Source organism: Arthrobacter sp. ok362 (assembly GCF_900102785.1).
Lineage (GTDB): Bacteria > Actinomycetota > Actinomycetes > Actinomycetales > Micrococcaceae > Arthrobacter.
The window spans coordinates 58,684-74,610 of the sequence record NZ_FNGC01000020.1; the positions used below are offsets into that span (position 1 = coordinate 58,684).

The window sequence follows — 15,927 nt, forward strand, 5'->3', positions numbered from 1 at the left end:
TCTGTGACTTCTAACTTCGACGACGACGTTCCCGCCCCCGCTGCTTCGGCGGGGGACGGGGAAGCCCCACATTCAAGGACCAAGGTGGACCGCCCCAGGATCGAAGCCGCCGTGCGGGAAATCCTGCTGGCCATCGGCGAGGACCCGGATCGCGGTGGCCTCCTGGACACCCCGAAACGGGTGGCCAAGGCGTATACGGAAATGTTCGCCGGCCTGCACCACGACCCCGCCGAGATCCTGGCCACCACCTTCGACCTGGACCACGAGGAACTCGTGCTGGTCAAGGACATCCCGTTCTACTCCACTTGCGAGCACCATCTGGTGCCGTTCCACGGTGTGGCGCATGTGGGTTACATTCCGTCCCACGACGGCAAGGTCACAGGCCTGAGCAAGCTGGCCAGGGTCGTGGACATGTTCGCTAAGCGCCCGCAGGTACAGGAACGCCTGACCACCCAGATCGTCGAGGCCCTCGTCACGCACCTCCAACCGCGCGGTGCGATCGTCGTCGTCGAATGTGAACACCTGTGCATGTCCATGCGGGGAATCCGCAAGCCCGGCGCCAAGACCGTCACCAGCGCAGTGCGCGGGCAACTGCATGACCCGGCCACCCGTGCCGAAGCCATGAGCCTCATCCTCGGAAGGTAAGAACACAGACTATGGACTCCCTAGCCGCAGCCCCGGGGACCGGGCCCGCCACCTCGCCCCTGCCCATCCTGCGCAAACCGCGCCCGGCGGCGAAGTTCCAGGACCTGCCCGCGGACCGGACACTCGTGATGGGAATCCTCAATGTCACCCCTGACTCCTTCAGCGACGGCGGAGCACACGCGACCCCGGACACGGCGATCGCAGCCGGGCTGCGGATGTTCTACGCCGGGGCGGACATCATCGACGTCGGCGGCGAATCCACCCGCCCGGGCGCCACGGCGGTCGGCGTTGACGAGGAACAGCGCCGGGTCCTGCCGGTCATCGAGGCCCTGGTCAAGGCCGGCGCCCTCGTCAGCATCGACACCACCCACGCCGTGACGGCGGCTGCGGCCCTGAAAGCCGGCGCCGCGATCATCAACGACGTCTCGGGCCTGACCATGGAGCCGGAAATGGCCGAACTGGCCGCCCGCACCAAGGTCCCCTACATCCTGACGCACCGCCGCGGCGACGCCAGCACCATGAACTCCCTGACCGACTACCGCGACGTCGCCGGGGAAGTCGTGACGGAACTCGCCGGCGTCCGCGACAAGCTCTACGCCGCCGGCGTCACTCCGGAGCAGATCATTGTGGACCCGGGACTGGGCTTCGCCAAGAATGAGGTCCAGAACTGGGAGCTCCTGCAGCACCTGGATGTGCTGCAGGCGATGGGCCACAAGGTCCTCGTCGCCGGCTCACGCAAGCGCTTCCTCGGCAGCCTGCTGACCGTGGCCGGCAAGGCCGCCCAGCCCGTGGAACGCGACGCCGCCACCGCCGCCGTGACCGCCATCAGCGCCTACCGCGGCGCCTGGGCGGTGCGCGTACACGACGTCGGCGCCAGCCTCGACGCCGTCAAAGTCGCCGCCCGCATGGTACCCCCGACGCGCCCGGCGACGGCTGCTGCCGCCGACGCCGGCACCAACTGATCCGGCCGGCGCCATGGACCAGATCACGCTGAGCGGCGTAACCGCCGTTGGCCATCACGGTGTGTTCGATTTCGAGCGCCGCGACGGGCAGCCGTTCGTTGTTGACGCTGTGCTGCACCTGGATTTCAGCAAGGCCGCGGCTTCCGACGACGTCCTGGACACCGCGCACTACGGCGAAGTAGCCAACAGCATCCGGGACTGGATCACCGGCGAACCGCTGAACCTGATCGAGGCCCTCGCCGTGCGGATTGCCGAGGACGTGCTGCAGAAATTCCCCGTGGCCGCCGTGGACATCACCGTGCACAAGCCCAAGGCCCCGATCGAAGTCGACTTCGGCGATGTCTCCGTCAGCGTGCACCGGAGCCGGCCGTGAGCCCGCTCTACACCCGCGCCGTGATCGCGCTCGGCAGCAACCTGGGGGAGCGCAGCGACACGCTCTCCGCCGCCGTCGCAGACCTCGTCGACCTGCCGGAGGTGCGCCTGCTGGCCATCTCGCCGATCGTCCAGACGAAGGCCGTGGGTGGGCCGCCGGGCCAGCCGGACTTCCTCAACATGGTGATTGCCGTCGAGACGTCCCTGCCGCCGCGCGGACTGCTGGCGCACTGCCACGCCGTCGAGCAGAAGCATTTGCGCGTGCGCGAGGTCCGGTGGGGGCCGCGGACCCTGGACGTGGACATCATCACCTACGGGGACGTGGTGAGCTCCGATCCCGAGCTCACCCTGCCCCACCCCCGGGCCGCGGAACGGGCGTTCGTGCTCTACCCGTGGTCGCTGATCGATCCCGCGGCGGAGCTCCACGGCGAACACGTGGGCGACCTCGCCGCGAAAGCCGCCGATTTCGGCGACCTCGCGACGTTTGACGGCTTCCAGGCCCGCGCCGCGGCGGATGTCACAACCACAGAGCGTACCGGCGTATCCGGTGCGGCGGAGCGGCCGTGAAGCTGACCAGCCCCCTGCTCCTGCTGGCCATTTGCGTGGTCCTGGCCGTGGCCGGCTGGTTCGCCACCGTGCTCGCGGGCCGGTATGGCCTGGCCACCCCGGTGCTGCCACTGACGGGGCTGCTGACCATGGGCGTGATCGTGGCACTCACCCTGGTGCTGGGCATCCGCGTGCTCCGGTGGCGCAACGGCAAGAAGAAGAAAATCCTCAACCCCATCCTGGCGGCCTGGACCCTGGTCCTCGCCCAGGCCTGCGCCTACACCGGCACGGTCCTGCTGGGCTGGCACGCGGGAATCGTGGTGGAGCAGCTGCGGCTGTGGAACCTGGGCAGCAACCACGACCTCACCTGGCAGGCCCTGGCCATGGCCGGCGGCGGGCTGATCATGGTGATCGTGGGGCTCGTCGTCGAGCGGTTCTGCCGGATTCCGCCCGAGGACGGCGACGCCGAATCCCGGCCCGGCGTGCAGGAAAAGCGCAGCAAGCCCTCGGCGGAAGGCGAATATGCGTACCGAAGCGATTGATCCTCCGGGCATCGACTGGCTCAGGGTGTCACCGAAGTACGTCACGGTGCGCCTCGCCGGGTGGGCTCTGGGAAACCTGATCGCAGTGTCCCTTCTGTCGCTTCCCCTGGTCCTGGTGCTGACCGGCGTGTGGACCTGGCCGCCGGTCTGGCTGGGCGTCGCCATTCCCGCCGCCTGGCTGCTTCTGGCGTTGTGGCGGCTCCTGCTGATTCCCCGGCAGGTGCGCTCGATCGGCTATGCCGAGCGGGAGGACGACCTCCTGATCCGGCGGGGCATCTTCTTCCAGCGCACCCTCGTGGTCCCCTACGGTCGGATGCAGTACGTGGACATCGCGGTGGGCCCGGTCGAGCGTCCGCTGGGCCTGTGCACCCTGAAGCTTCACACAGCCTCCGCCACGACCAACGCCGAGATTCCCGGTCTGCCCGCCAGTGAAGGGGCCCGGCTCCGCGAACAGCTTTCCGCCCGCGGCGAAGCCCGGCTGGCCGGGCTGTGACGGGAAGAACGTGACGGGATGGCGCTGACACCGGAGGGTGCCGGACGCGCCGGTGCCGACACAGCTGGTAACGAAGGAAATGTCGACGCCGGCTGGTTGCGCGTGCACCCGGCATCGCCCTTTGTCCGTGGCTGGGTGGCGCTGGCTGCACTGTTGTTCTTTTTTGGACGCGACAGTTTCGAACGTCTGCTCCAGGGCGACCCGGTCTTTGACGAGCGGTTGGCCGGACGGGCGCCGTGGCTGCTGCTCGGCGGCGGCACCCTGCTGCTGCTGACCGTTCTCGGTTACGTCCTGAGCTGGTACTTCACCCGCTACCAGGTGGCGGGCGGCTACGTGCGCGTCAATACCGGTTTCCTCTTCAAGCAGCAGCGGCAGGCCAGGCTGGACCGGGTGCAGGCAATCGACGTCATACAGCCCCTGCTGGCGCGGATCTTCGGACTGGCTGAACTCAGGTTTGAAGTCGCCGACGCCGGCGAATCCGCCGTGCGCCTCGCGTACCTGCGCGCGGACGAGGCCCGACAGCTCCGCGCGACAATCCTGGCTCGCGCCTCCGGTGCGGCAGACGGGACGCCGTCGCCGGAACCGGGACAACGGGAGACCGCCGCCGAGGAGGCCCCCGAACAGGTGGTGCTGACCGTGCCGCCGCCGCGCCTGGTGGGCTCGCTGCTCCTGAGCGAACAAAGCGTCGCGATCGTGGCCGGCGGCATCGCCTCCGTGCTGCTCTCCGCCGTCACCGAAAACCGGAACTTCGCGGTCTTCCTGATCCCTGCCGCGATCGGACTCGTCGCCTCCTACTGGTCCTCGTTCAACAAGGGCTACAACTTCACGGCCGCCGTTTCCCCGGACGGCATCCGGCTGCGCTACGGCCTGCTGGACACGCAGGCGCAGACCGTGCCGCCGGGCAGGATCCAGGCGCTGAAGGTCAGCCAGCCGCCGCTGTGGCGGATGTTCGGCTGGTACCGGGTCCAGGTCAACGTGGCCGGCTACGGCCTGGCCGCCAGTGCCGGCGAGGGATCGGCCCGGACCACGCTGCTTCCGGTGGGATCCCTCGCCGACGTCCTGGAAATCCTCTCGCTGGTGCTCCCGGACCCCGGAACCCAGGATCCGCTGGGTGTGTTCACCGCAGGGATCACCGGTCTCGCCGACGCCGCCGGGACTCCCAGCAGCGGAGACGGCCAGGACACCGACGGCGGCTTCGTCACCAGCCCGCGCCGGGCCCGGTTCCTGGCACCGCTGGGCTGGCGGCGCAACGGCTTCACAGCAACGGAGACCGCCCTGCTCCTGAGGTCGGGCCGGTGGTGGCGGAGCTTCGTGGTGGTGCCGCACCAGCGCACCCAGTCCATGGCGCTCCAGCAGGGCCCGCTCGCCCGCAGATTCCGGGTGGCGGACCTGGTCCTGCACACCACGGCAGGTCCGGTGGCCCCGCGGCTCATCCAGGCCGGCCTCGACGAAGGCCGGGCCCTGCTCGATGCCCAGTCCGCCCGTGCCCGCGCCGCGCGCAAGCGCCAGAAGAGCGAGCACTGGATGGAGCCGGCGGCCAAGCCGGCCGCACCACCCGCAGACGACCCTCAGGAAGGCCCACATCATGGCTAAACCAGGACGCCTCGGCGTCGGAATCATTGGCGCAGGGAAGGTCGGTGCCGTCCTGGGGGCGGCGCTGCGCGGAGCCGAGCACGCCGTCATCGGGGCGTCCGCCGTTTCGGACGCCAGCCGGGAACGCGTCGAAACACTGCTGCCCGGCGTCCCGATCCTGGAGGTGCAGGACATCGTGGAGCGCGCCGAGCTGGTCCTGCTCGCCGTCCCGGACGATGCCCTGGGCCCGCTCGTGAACGGCCTGGCCAAGCTCGGCGCCTGGCAGCCCGGCCAGCTCGTGGCGCACACCTCCGGGCGCTTCGGCGTCGGGATCCTGCACCCGGTCCGTGCCGCCGGCGCCGTGCCGCTCGCGCTGCACCCGGCCATGACGTTCACGGGCATGAGCCTGGACCTCACGAGGCTCCTGGACTGCACCTTCGGGGTCACGGCCGACGCCGCGATGCTGCCGATTGCCCAGGCACTCGTCGTCGAAATGGGCGCCGAGCCCGTCGCGATCGCCGAGGCGGACCGCGTCCTCTACCACGCTGCCCTCGCGCACGGCTCGAACCACCTCGTAACGCTTGTGGCGCAGGCCTCGCAACTGCTCCGCGACGTCGGCGTCGACGCCCCGGACCGGATGCTGGGCCCGCTGCTGCGTGCCACCCTCGAGAACGCGCTCGCCTCGGGCGAATCGGCGCTGACCGGACCCGTAGTTCGCGGCGACACGGGCACGGTTGCCGCCCACGCCGCGGCCCTGCGCGAGTACGACGGCGGCTCAGCCGGCGATATCCTTGAGGCGTACCTGGCCATGGCCCGGGCGACAGCCCGCCGGGCAGGAAGCCGCGGGCTCCTGAAGCCGGAACAACTCGACGGCATCGAACAGGCGCTCGGCGGCCCCGGCCAGAACGGGACGCACGCCCCGGAAGGACCCTGACTTGGCAATCCAACTCGTCACCACAGCTGCCCAGCTCCGCGCCGCAAGCGCCCGGCTGCTGGCGCAGAAAGGCGGCACGTCCCAGGGGCTCGTGCCCACCATGGGCGCCCTGCACGAGGGGCATGCCCAGCTGGCCCGGACGGCCGCCGCCCAGAACGACGTCGTGGTGGCCAGCATCTTCGTGAACCCGCTGCAGTTTGGCGAGGCCACGGATCTGGAACGCTACCCCCGGACGCTCGATGCCGACCTCGCGCTGCTGGACGCCGAGGGCGTGGACCTGGCGTTCGCGCCGAGTGTTGAGGAGGTCTACCCCGGCGGGGCACCCCTGGTGCGGATCACGGCGGGACCCCTGGGTGAAAAGTGGGAGGGCGCGTCCCGGCCCGGACACTTCGACGGCGCGCTGACGGTCGTCGCGAAACTGCTGCACTACGGCATCCCGGGGACCGGGCTGCCGGACGGTGGCCAGGCCGCCTACCGCGCCTATTTCGGCCAGAAGGACGCCCAGCAACTGGCGCTGGTCCAGCGCATGGTGGCGGACCTGAATTTCCCCGTGGAGATCGTGCCCGTGCCCATTGTCCGCTCGGCCGACGGCCTGGCACTGTCCAGCCGCAACCGTTTCCTCTCCGAGGACCAGCGCGAGGCCGCCCTGGTGCTCTCCCGTGCGCTGCGGCTCATCGAGGAGCGCGCCAACGCGCATGAGCCGCTGGACGTCGAATCCGCGCAGGCCCTGGTCCGGTCCCAGCCGCTCGTCGAACTGGACTATTTCGAGGTGGTGGATCCGCGCACCCTGGAGCCCCTTGCGGAAAACTGCAGGGACACCCCGTTCCGCGGCGAGGGGCTGGCGATTATCGCCGCCAAGGTCGGTCCCGTCCGCCTCATCGACAACGCGCCCCTGAACTCCTAAAACCGACGCGCAGGTCAGCTACGGCCCATGCGGCCGCCCTCCACGGGCAGTAGCTGACCCCGCATAGATTTTCCGGCGACGGGAATGCCCCCGGGCCTTAGACTGTTGGAACCTGCAGCAGCGCCGACGCTCGCCGGACCCACACCAAACTCCCTGAGGGAATTCCCATGTCAACAGACGTCTCGTCCAACGCCTCTGGCGATCCCGCACCGGGCGCTGCCCCCACCATCCCCGCGCAGACGGCGCCTGCCACAACGACGGCGGTAACCGCGCCGGCGAAGATGTCCCGGGAGTCCGTGACCATCATCGTCACGCTGCTGGTGGCCACGTTCGTCGTGATCCTCAACGAGACCATCATGAACGTGGCCCTGCAGCGGCTGATGGTGGACCTGAACATCGATGCGCCCACCGTGCAGTGGCTCTCCACCGGCTTCATGCTCACCATGGCTGTCGTGATTCCCACCACCGGGTTCATCCTGCAGCGGCTGTCCACCCGTGCCGTGTTCATGCTGGCCATGGGGCTCTTCTCCGGCGGCACGCTGCTGGCCGCCCTCGCGCCGGGCTTCGGAGTCCTGCTGCTGGCCCGCATCGTCCAGGCCGGCGGCACAGCCATCATGCTGCCGCTCCTGATGACCACCATCCTCACGCTCGTGCCGCTGGAGCGCCGCGGCGCCGTCATGGGCAACGTCAGCATCGCCATTTCGGTTGCGCCGGCCCTGGGCCCCACAGTTTCCGGCCTGATCCTCGAGCATTTTTCCTGGCGGTTCATGTTTGTCTTCGTGCTGCCGATCGCCCTCGCCGCGCTGGCCATCGGGGCCAAATTTCTGACCAACATCGGCACATCCGAGAAAACCCGGCTCGATGCCCTCTCAGTGGTGCTCACGGTCCCCGCTTTCGGCGGCCTGGTGTACGGCCTGAGCCAGATCGGCGGCAGCCAGGCCGGCTCCCGCGCCCCGGCCGTGGTGGCCCTGGCCGTCGGCGTGGTTGCCCTGGCGGCATTCGTCCTGCGCCAGCTGAAGTTGCAGAAGGGCGACGGCCCCCTGCTGGACCTGCGCGCCTTCACTTTCCGGATGTTCACGGTGTCCGTGCTGCTGCTGGTCGTGGCCATGATCGCCTTGTTCGGCGCGGTGATCCTGCTGCCGTTGTACCTGCAGGAGATCCGCGGCCTGAAGTCACTCGAGACCGGCCTGGTGCTGCTTCCCGGCGGCCTGGCCATGGGCCTGCTGGGGCCGTTCATCGGCCGCTTGTTCGACAGGGTCGGGCCGCTGCCGCTGACAGTGACGGGCTCGGTCATGATGGTGCTGTCCCTTTGGCAGTTCTCCATGCTGGACGCCGGCTCACCAGTGGGGTGGATCATTGCCCTGCATGTGGCGCTGAGTCTGGGCCTGGCGCTGCTGTTCACCCCCGCGTTCACGACTGGCCTTAACCCGCTGCCGCCGCACCTGTACTCCCACGGCTCGGCCATCATGAGCACGCTGCAGCAGGTGGCCGGCGCCGCCGGCACGGCGCTGCTGGTCTCGATTTACGCTTTCGTGGCAGAGTCCTCGGGAATGGTTGCCGGCATGCACGCCGCATTCTTGACGGCGGCCGTCATAGCTCTCGCCGCCGTCGTGCTGTCCGCCATGATGCGCAAGACTTCAGGCGCGGCACAGCCCGCGCACTAAGAGCAACGCCACTACAGCAAAACGCGGGTCACATCGCGGCCGTGTCCTAGGGACGGATGGGCGCGACGTGACGCCACGTTGCTTGTTGCGCGTTTCGCGTTGCTTGACGCTGGTCAGCCCGCGTAAAACGCGCTGAGCTCGGCGATCAGCTTGTCTGGCGCCTTGTTGACACCGTCGTGGCCCATTCCCGGCAGGATCGTGTAGCTGGAACCGGAGAGGACATCGTGGATCTGGGCACAGGCCACGCCGAAATATGCCGGGCTCTTCTCGCCCACGATGATCAGCGTCTCCAGCGGCAGTTCCAGGAACGGTTCGGCCGGCATGTCCGCGGCGATGATCGCCTTAATCTCGCGGACACCGGTCTGCATGAGGTCGCGCAGCTGCTTGCCGATCGGGGTGGCCGCCGAAAGCTTATTCGCCAGCGTCAGCATAGACAGCGGCATCCGGGACAGGGCGCTGCCGGTCTCCAGGCCTCTGAGCAGGACGGCGAGGGCGCGATCGTCGTCGCCGGCCGCGGTCGCCCGCTCGTATTCGGGCGTCCAGTCCGCCGTGACGCTGTGGTTGACGGATACGGCGGGGTCGTACACGGCCAGTCGTTCCACCGGCAGGGTGCGGGCCGCGTGCAGGGCCACTGCCCCGCCGAAGCTGTGGCCGAAGACGTCCGTGCTGGACGTGTGCTTCATGACGGCGTCGAGATCGTGGATGTCCACGTCCAGGGTGTAGTCCTCCGGCTGCGGGGAGGACGAGCCACGCCCGCGCCGGTTAAAGGTGTGCACCGGCCGGCCCAGTGACGCGCTGAGTTTCTGCGCGAAGCGCGTGTAATCGGCGGCCGTCACCATCGAGGCCGGCACGACGACGATGCCCGAACCCGCCGAGGCGAGCTCGGCGCCCGTGCTTAGAAGCTCGATCGTTCCGCCGTGGGGGGTTCTGATGTTCTCGCGGGTCATGCTCCGAGCCTAGCCGAGGCCGCGCCCCAGTGCAGTACGCCCCAGTGCAGCAAGCCTCAGTGCAGCAAGCCCCAGTGCAGTAGGCCGCAGTTCAGCAAGCCACAGTTCAATTGGGCACGGCACTGCCCGGCGCAGTACAGCTAGTTGCCCAGCCGGCCGCCGGAAACCTCGAGGTAGCAGGCGCCGCAGAGCGACTCGTACCAGACATCCTGGCCGTCGATCGCAACCTGGTTCCCGTCGAAGACCACCTGGTCTCCGATCCGGCGGGTGTTGTAGATAGCCTTCCGTCCGCAGCGGCAGATGGTCTTGAGCTCTTCGAGGGTGTGCGCAATCTCCAGGAGCCTAAGGGAACCGGGGAACGCGCGGGTCCGGAAGTCGGTGCGGATGCCGTAGGCGAGTACGGGGACGTTGTCCAGGACCGCGATGCGGAAGAGATCGTCCACCTGCTCCGGTTCCAGGAACTGGGCCTCGTCAACCAGGAGGCAGGCCACGGGCGGGGTGTCCACGTGCTGCAGCAGGGCGTCGGGATCGTCCCCGTGGGCCTGGGCGGTGAAAAGCTCGCGGGCCGACGCGCCGGCGGGGATCAGGAAGTCCACCGAACGGGTCATGCCCAGGCGGGACACGACGTCGGAGTCGCCCTTGGTGTCCACGTCCGGCTTGGCCAGCAGGACGTGCTGCCCGCGTTCCTCATAATTGAACGCCGCCTGCAGCAGCCCCGTAGATTTGCCGGAGTTCATGGCGCCGTAGCGGAAGTAGAGCTTGGCCAAGGGGGTCCTTTCGAAAGGGTCGCCCCCGATTCTAGCGGTCGGCCGCTGCGCGGCCGTCAGCGGCCGGGCCCGATCGGCCGCCACCGGGCCGGCACGCGTCCGGCGATGCCGGTCATGCCCCCGGCCGCCAGGCTGCCGGCCAGGCTGCCGGGCGGCGGGGTCGCAGCGTCAGTCCCGCCGAGGAGGAACCGTGCCGTACGGAGGGCCAGTCGGTTTCCCGGCCGGATGGGGCCTTCGTGGAGTTGCCCGGGAGCCAGTGCGAAGCTGAGCGCCGGGACGGCGTCGGCGAGCTGGCGGCCCGTCTCGGCGAAGTAGGCAGGACTCCAGCCGCCGCTGAGCATGAGCGTGGGGGTGGTGATGGCGGCAAAATCGGTGAGTTCGGCGTCGGCGGCCAGCACGGCCCGCATCTCTGCCACAGCCGTGGGCAGCAGTTCCCGCATCTCGGCCCCCAGGTTGGTCCGGGCAGAGAGGATGCTCAGCATGCGCAGAGCGCCCAGGGGCAGCCGGGACACCGGGCCCGCCGTCTCCAGGCCCTGCACCAAATGTGCCCAAGCGTCGTCAAGCTGGCCGGCGGCCAGGGAACGTTCAAGCTCCGGCCGCCAGCGCTGGTTGAGGTTCCCGGAGAGGCTGACGGCCGCGTCGTAGGTCACCATCCGGCGGATCGGCAGGTTACGGGCGGTCTGCAGGGCCACAAACCCGCCATAACTGTGGGCCACGACGTCGCTGGCGCCGGTCTCGCGGAGCACGGTGGCCAGGTCGGCCACCTCGGTGGCGGCAGAATAGTCGGCGGGCTGGGGTGAGGAACCGGCGCGCCCGCGGCGGTTGTAGCAGTGCACTGGCCTGCCCAGCAGCCGGACGAGTTTCCGGGCAAACGGCCGGTAGAGCTGATCGGTGATCAGTGTCCCGTGCACGATGACGACGCCGGATCCTTCACCGCGCAGTTTTTGAGATTGGGCCGCCGCCGCGGCGCCGGATGCGCCCGGCCCGCCCGGCGCACGCGCCGCCGGACGGATTGTGTGCAGCTCGAGGTGTCCCTCGCCGTCGTCGGTCCTCACTGTCCATGTCTCCACAGCCCCGATTCTATTCCCGCAGCCCGTCTGCCCGGCTGCGCCCGGGCAGAACCGGCCCGGGACCTGCCCGGGCGCAAATCGACGGTAAACTTGGGGATTGTGACTTCCCAAAACACCCCCGCCCCGAACACCGCCGCCGAGCCGCACGATGCCAGCGAGCAGACGCGCATCCGCATGGAGAAGCGCGCCAAGCTGATTGAACGCGGCGTCGAGGCATATCCGGTGGGTGTCGAACGCACACACTCGCTCACGGAAATCCGCGAGAAATACGCCTACCTTCAGGCCGATGAAACCACCGGCGACGTCGTCGGCGTGACCGGCCGCATTGTCTTCATCCGCAATACGGGCAAGCTCTGCTTCGCCACCCTTCAGGAGGGCGGTGTGGACGGCAAGGCCGTGCGGCTGCAGGTCATGCTGAGCCTGGCCAACATCGGTGAGGAGGCGCTCGCGGAGTGGAAGTCCCTCGTGGACCTCGGCGATCACGTCTTCATCAAGGGCGAGGTCATCTCCTCACGCCGCGGCGAGCTGTCCGTCATGGCGGATTCCTGGACCATGGCCTCGAAGGCGCTGCGTCCGCTGCCCGTGCTGCACGCCGGGCTGAACGAAGAAACGCGTGTCCGCCAGCGCTACGTGGACCTCATTGTCCGCGACGAAGCCCGCGAGATGGTTTACACCCGCGCCGCGATCACCCGCTCGATCCGCGAAACCCTGCACCGCCAGGGCTACGTCGAGGTCGAAACCCCCATGCTGCAGCTGGTTCACGGCGGCGCCACGGCCCGTCCCTTCGAGACGCACATGAACGCCTTCGACCAGAAAATGACGCTGCGCATCGCTACCGAGCTCTACCTCAAGCGCACAGTGGTCGGCGGGATCGACCGCGTCTACGACATGGGCCGGGTCTTCCGCAACGAAGGTGTGGACTCCACCCACAGCCCCGAATTCACCACCTTGGAGTCCTACGAGGCCTGGGCGGACCAGTTCGTCATGGCGGACCGGATCAAGGAGATCATCCTGGACGCTGCCGACGCCGCCGGTGTGGGCCGCGTCCTGCAGACCGAAGCCGGAGAGATCAACCTCGACGGCGACTGGACCTGGCTGGCGGTGTACCCGGGACTGTCCGACTTCGTGGGCCAGGAAGTCACTCCGGACACCCCGGTTTCGGAGCTGCTGGCGCTCGCCGCAAAGCACGAGGTCAAGGTCGACGCCAACTGGGAGGCCGAAAAGCTCGTGGTGGAGCTCTTCGGCGAACTCGTCGAGCCGACCCTGCTGAACCCCACCTTCGTCTACGACTACCCGCCGTCCGCGCAGCCGCTGGCCCGCCAGCACCGCGAGGATGACCGCCTGATCGAGGCCTGGGACCTCATCATCGGCGGCATGGAGCGCGGAACGGCCTTCTCCGAGCTGATCGACCCGGTGATCCAGCGCGAACGCCTCACCGAACAGTCCCGCCGTTCCGCCGCGGGTGATGTCGAAGCCATGCAGCTGGACGACGACTTCCTCCGTGCGCTCGAGTACGGCGCGCCGCCCATGGGCGGGATCGGCCTGGGCATCGACCGTCTCGTGATGCTCTTCACCGGCGCTGGCATCCGCGAAACGATCCTCTTCCCCCTGTTGAAGCCCGAAGGACACTGAGCATGGACTATATCGCCGTATTGCTGCCCCCCATCGTGGTGGGCCTGCTTTTCTGGTTTGCCATGAAAGCCATATTCAATGCCGACAAATCAGAGCGGCAGGCAGAAGCCCGCGCCCATGCCGAAGCGGATTCTCGAGCGGAAGCTCAAACCCGGGAGCAGGATTCCGGAGCCCTGGGGGGCTAATTACCCGGGAAGAAGTAATAGTTCCCTATTGCCACCTGTGGTTTTCCTTTGAACAGAGTTTTGCGCTTTGACTCCCTGCTGTAACGCGGAGGATACTTATTCCAGATACATCCTGCTTTTCTTAACGCTCGATCTTTGGAAAGAGAGTCCTTTATGGCACAGAAAGTAAAAATCATCCTCGTTGATGATCTGGATGGGGGATCCGCGGACGAAACTGTCCGGTTTGGCCTTGACGGCGTGAGCTACGAAATTGACCTGTCGTCAAGTAATGCTTCAGAACTGCGCTCCGCAGTGGAGCGATTTGTGGGGCACGCACGCAAGACGTCAAGCGGACGCGCCACGCGCACGAAAATTTCCAGCGGACGGAATCAGGACTCTGCCCAGATCCGTCAGTGGGCACGGGACAACGGCTATGCGGTAAACAGCCGCGGACGTATCCAGGCCGAAATTCAGGAAGCCTACCAAAAGGCCAATTCCTAGCCAGGACCCCGCGCCAAGGCGCAGTATCAATGCCCAGTATCAAGAGGCAATCAAGACTCATCAGGTCGCAATCAAGTCCGAAGTCGAGTCAAATGCCAATGCCCCCGTTATCTGGCGGGGGCATTGCCATGCCGACGGCGGTACGCCTTTCGGGCCGGACCCGCACGCCCTCTCCGCCGGGGGCCCGCCCGGTCCGGCCGGTTGCGCACGCCCGGAAGGGCCGGAGGGTCCCGCCCGGAACGGCCGGAGGGGGAAGCGGGCCCGCCCGGAAGGGTTCAGGCCCCATCCCGCCCGGAAGGGTTAGGGCCCATCCCGCCCCTGCCGGGAGTGGGTCCTGCCAGGGATGCGCAGCCTTCCGGTTTCCCCTGTGGCGAACAAGCCCCAAATCTGGAACCCGGCCACGTAGCATCAAAGTACGTCGTAGCTAGGAGTGTGGCGAAATGTTTGAGCGATTTACGGACCGTGCCCGTCGCGTAGTTGTGCTTGCCCAAGAAGAGGCACGCATGCTGAACCACAATTACATTGGTACCGAACACATCCTCTTGGGTCTGATCCATGAGGGTGAAGGTGTTGCCGCCAAAGCCCTTGAATCATTGGGCATTTCGCTCGACGGTGTCCGCGAGCAGGTGCAGGAGATCATCGGCCAGGGCCAGCAGGCGCCTTCCGGCCACATCCCCTTTACCCCTCGTGCCAAGAAGGTCCTGGAGCTCTCGCTGCGCGAGGCCCTGCAGTTGGGCCACAACTACATCGGTACCGAGCACATCCTGCTCGGCCTCATCCGGGAGGGCGAGGGCGTTGCCGCCCAGGTGCTCGTCAAGCTCGGCGCCGACCTGAACCGGGTCCGCCAGCAGGTCATCCAGCTGCTCTCGGGCTACCAGGGCAAGGAAAGCACGGGCGCCGGCGTCGGCCCCGGCCAGGCCGAGGGTACCCCCGCGGGTTCCGTCGTCCTGGACCAGTTCGGCCGCAACCTGACCCAGGCGGCGCGCGAGAACAAACTGGACCCCGTGATCGGCCGCGAGCAGGAAATGGAACGCGTCATGCAGGTCCTTTCCCGCCGCACCAAGAACAACCCCGTGCTGATCGGCGAGCCCGGCGTCGGCAAGACCGCCGTCGTCGAGGGCCTTGCCCAGGCGATCGTCCGTGGGGATGTCCCGGAGACCATCAAGGACAAGCAGCTGTACACCCTGGACCTCGGGTCCCTCGTGGCCGGCTCCCGCTACCGCGGCGACTTTGAAGAGCGGCTGAAGAAGGTCCTCAAGGAGATCCGCACCCGCGGGGACATCATCCTGTTCATCGATGAGATCCACACCCTGGTGGGTGCAGGTGCGGCCGAAGGCGCCATCGATGCGGCCTCGATCCTGAAGCCCATGCTGGCCCGCGGCGAGCTCCAGACCATCGGCGCCACTACCCTGGACGAATACCGTAAGCACATCGAGAAGGATGCCGCGCTGGAGCGCCGCTTCCAGCCGATCCAGGTCAAGGAACCCTCCGTTGCGCACGCGATCGAGATCCTCAAGGGCCTCCGCGACCGGTACGAGGCGCACCACCGCGTCACCATCACCGACGGCGCCCTCGCCTCGGCGGCGAGCCTCTCCGAGCGCTACATCTCGGACCGGTTCCTGCCGGACAAGGCGATCGACCTGATCGACGAGGCCGGCGCGCGGCTGCGCATCCGCCGCATGACCGCCCCGCCCGAGCTCAAGGTCATGGACGAGAAAATCGCCGCCATGAAGCTGGAGAAGGAATCCGCGATCGACGCGCAGGACTTCGAAGGCGCCGCGTCGCTGCGCGACAAGGAGCAGAAGCTCATAGCCGAGCGCGCCGAAAAGGAACGCCAGTGGAAGACCGGCGGCATGGACGACATCTCCGAAGTTGATGAGGACCTCATCGCCGAGGTGCTGGCGAACTCCACCGGCATCCCGGTCTTCAAGCTGACCGAGGAAGAGTCCTCGCGCCTGCTGAAGATGGAAGATGAGCTCCACAAGCGCGTGGTCGGCCAGAACGAGGCCATCAAGGCCCTGTCCCAGGCGATCCGGCGCACCCGTGCAGGCCTGAAGGACCCCAAGCGTCCGGGCGGCTCGTTCATCTTCGCCGGCCCCACCGGCGTGGGCAAGACCGAACTGGCCAAGGCCCTGGCCGAGTTCCTGTTCGGCGAGGAAGACGCGCTGATCACCCTGGACATGTCCGAGTACTCGGAGAAGCACACGGTCTC

17 protein-coding genes are annotated in these 15,927 nt (G+C 67.8%); 14 read left to right on the top strand and 3 right to left on the bottom strand.

Annotated elements, in window-relative coordinates:
• The first annotated feature begins 3 nt into the window (after positions 1-3).
• The 10 genes from folE (at position 4) to BLQ10_RS20370 (ending at position 8,634) form a co-directional block, all read left to right on the top strand.
• Positions 4-645, top strand: coding sequence for a GTP cyclohydrolase I FolE (gene folE / locus BLQ10_RS20325; protein WP_091564805.1), 642 nt, complete (start codon positions 4-6; stop codon positions 643-645).
• A gap of 11 nt (positions 646-656) precedes the next feature.
• Positions 657-1,607, top strand: coding sequence for a dihydropteroate synthase (gene folP / locus BLQ10_RS20330; protein ID WP_091564806.1), 951 nt, complete (start codon positions 657-659; stop codon positions 1,605-1,607).
• Between the two features lie 13 nt (positions 1,608-1,620).
• Positions 1,621-1,980, top strand: a complete 360-nt coding sequence (gene folB, locus BLQ10_RS20335; RefSeq protein ID WP_091564807.1) for a dihydroneopterin aldolase — start codon at positions 1,621-1,623, stop codon at positions 1,978-1,980.
• Complete coding sequence (folK, locus tag BLQ10_RS20340) at positions 1,977-2,546, top strand: 2-amino-4-hydroxy-6-hydroxymethyldihydropteridine diphosphokinase (protein ID WP_091564808.1); 570 nt, start codon at positions 1,977-1,979, stop codon at positions 2,544-2,546. The genes folB and folK overlap by 4 nt, the downstream gene beginning before the upstream one ends.
• Positions 2,543-3,067, top strand: coding sequence for a DUF3180 domain-containing protein (locus tag BLQ10_RS20345; protein ID WP_091564809.1), 525 nt, complete (start codon positions 2,543-2,545; stop codon positions 3,065-3,067). Before folK ends, BLQ10_RS20345 begins: the two co-directional genes overlap by 4 nt.
• Positions 3,048-3,560 (top strand): PH domain-containing protein, encoded by a 513-nt coding sequence (locus tag BLQ10_RS20350; RefSeq protein WP_091564810.1) that lies wholly within the window; start codon positions 3,048-3,050, stop codon positions 3,558-3,560. The genes BLQ10_RS20345 and BLQ10_RS20350 overlap by 20 nt, the downstream gene beginning before the upstream one ends.
• A gap of 18 nt (positions 3,561-3,578) precedes the next feature.
• Complete coding sequence (locus BLQ10_RS20355) at positions 3,579-5,153, top strand: PH domain-containing protein (RefSeq protein ID WP_091564811.1); 1,575 nt, start codon at positions 3,579-3,581, stop codon at positions 5,151-5,153.
• Positions 5,146-6,066, top strand: coding sequence for a Rossmann-like and DUF2520 domain-containing protein (locus tag BLQ10_RS20360; protein ID WP_091564812.1), 921 nt, complete (start codon positions 5,146-5,148; stop codon positions 6,064-6,066). The genes BLQ10_RS20355 and BLQ10_RS20360 overlap by 8 nt, the downstream gene beginning before the upstream one ends.
• Before the next feature lies 1 nt (position 6,067).
• Positions 6,068-6,970 carry a pantoate--beta-alanine ligase gene (gene panC / locus BLQ10_RS20365; protein ID WP_091564813.1) on the top strand — a complete coding sequence of 301 codons (903 nt, stop codon included), beginning with the start codon at positions 6,068-6,070 and terminating at the stop codon, positions 6,968-6,970.
• Positions 6,971-7,137: 167 nt separating this feature from the next.
• On the top strand, positions 7,138-8,634 hold the full coding sequence (locus BLQ10_RS20370) for an MDR family MFS transporter (protein WP_091564814.1): 1,497 nt from the start codon (positions 7,138-7,140) through the stop codon (positions 8,632-8,634).
• A 113-nt stretch (positions 8,635-8,747) separates the two neighbouring features.
• On the opposite strand, the gene BLQ10_RS20375 is transcribed toward BLQ10_RS20370, so the two are convergent.
• The 3 genes from BLQ10_RS20375 to BLQ10_RS20385 form a co-directional block, all read right to left on the bottom strand.
• Positions 8,748-9,581, bottom strand: a complete 834-nt coding sequence (locus tag BLQ10_RS20375) for an alpha/beta fold hydrolase (protein ID WP_091564815.1) — start codon at positions 9,579-9,581, stop codon at positions 8,748-8,750.
• Between the two features lie 140 nt (positions 9,582-9,721).
• Positions 9,722-10,348 carry a thymidine kinase gene (locus BLQ10_RS20380; protein WP_091564816.1) on the bottom strand — a complete coding sequence of 209 codons (627 nt, stop codon included), beginning with the start codon at positions 10,346-10,348 and terminating at the stop codon, positions 9,722-9,724.
• 56 nt (positions 10,349-10,404) lie between these two features.
• Positions 10,405-11,418, bottom strand: a complete 1,014-nt coding sequence (locus BLQ10_RS20385; protein WP_091564817.1) for an alpha/beta fold hydrolase — start codon at positions 11,416-11,418, stop codon at positions 10,405-10,407.
• Between the two features lie 99 nt (positions 11,419-11,517).
• Between BLQ10_RS20385 and lysS the strand changes: the two genes are divergently transcribed.
• The 4 genes from lysS to BLQ10_RS20405 all read left to right on the top strand — a co-directional run.
• Entirely contained in the window at positions 11,518-13,050 is a 1,533-nt protein-coding gene (gene lysS / locus BLQ10_RS20390) for a lysine--tRNA ligase (RefSeq protein WP_091564818.1), read from the top strand.
• A 2-nt stretch (positions 13,051-13,052) separates the two neighbouring features.
• The gene (locus BLQ10_RS20395) at positions 13,053-13,235 is read left to right on the top strand and encodes a hypothetical protein (protein ID WP_091564819.1); all 183 of its coding nucleotides are present in this window, start codon (positions 13,053-13,055) and stop codon (positions 13,233-13,235) included.
• 153 nt (positions 13,236-13,388) lie between these two features.
• Positions 13,389-13,715 carry a histone-like nucleoid-structuring protein Lsr2 gene (locus tag BLQ10_RS20400; RefSeq protein WP_091564820.1) on the top strand — a complete coding sequence of 109 codons (327 nt, stop codon included), beginning with the start codon at positions 13,389-13,391 and terminating at the stop codon, positions 13,713-13,715.
• Between the two features lie 440 nt (positions 13,716-14,155).
• A partial coding sequence (locus BLQ10_RS20405; RefSeq protein ID WP_091564826.1) for an ATP-dependent Clp protease ATP-binding subunit occupies positions 14,156-15,927 on the top strand: 1,772 nt, incomplete at its 3' end.

Excerpts from the sequence above, each read along its gene's own strand:
- folP (WP_091564806.1), top strand. The coding sequence starts at position 657 with ATGGACTCCCTAGCCGCAGCCCCGGGGACCGGGCCCGCCACCTCGCCC.
- folB (WP_091564807.1), top strand. The coding sequence starts at position 1,621 with ATGGACCAGATCACGCTGAGCGGCGTAACCGCCGTTGGCCATCACGGT.
- BLQ10_RS20350 (WP_091564810.1), top strand. The coding sequence starts at position 3,048 with ATGCGTACCGAAGCGATTGATCCTCCGGGCATCGACTGGCTCAGGGTG.
- BLQ10_RS20355 (WP_091564811.1), top strand. The coding sequence starts at position 3,579 with ATGGCGCTGACACCGGAGGGTGCCGGACGCGCCGGTGCCGACACAGCT.
- BLQ10_RS20360 (WP_091564812.1), top strand. The coding sequence starts at position 5,146 with ATGGCTAAACCAGGACGCCTCGGCGTCGGAATCATTGGCGCAGGGAAG.
- BLQ10_RS20370 (WP_091564814.1), top strand. The coding sequence starts at position 7,138 with ATGTCAACAGACGTCTCGTCCAACGCCTCTGGCGATCCCGCACCGGGC.
- BLQ10_RS20375 (WP_091564815.1), bottom strand. The coding sequence starts at position 9,581 with ATGACCCGCGAGAACATCAGAACCCCCCACGGCGGAACGATCGAGCTT.
- BLQ10_RS20395 (WP_091564819.1), top strand. The coding sequence starts at position 13,053 with ATGGACTATATCGCCGTATTGCTGCCCCCCATCGTGGTGGGCCTGCTT.
- BLQ10_RS20400 (WP_091564820.1), top strand. The coding sequence starts at position 13,389 with ATGGCACAGAAAGTAAAAATCATCCTCGTTGATGATCTGGATGGGGGA.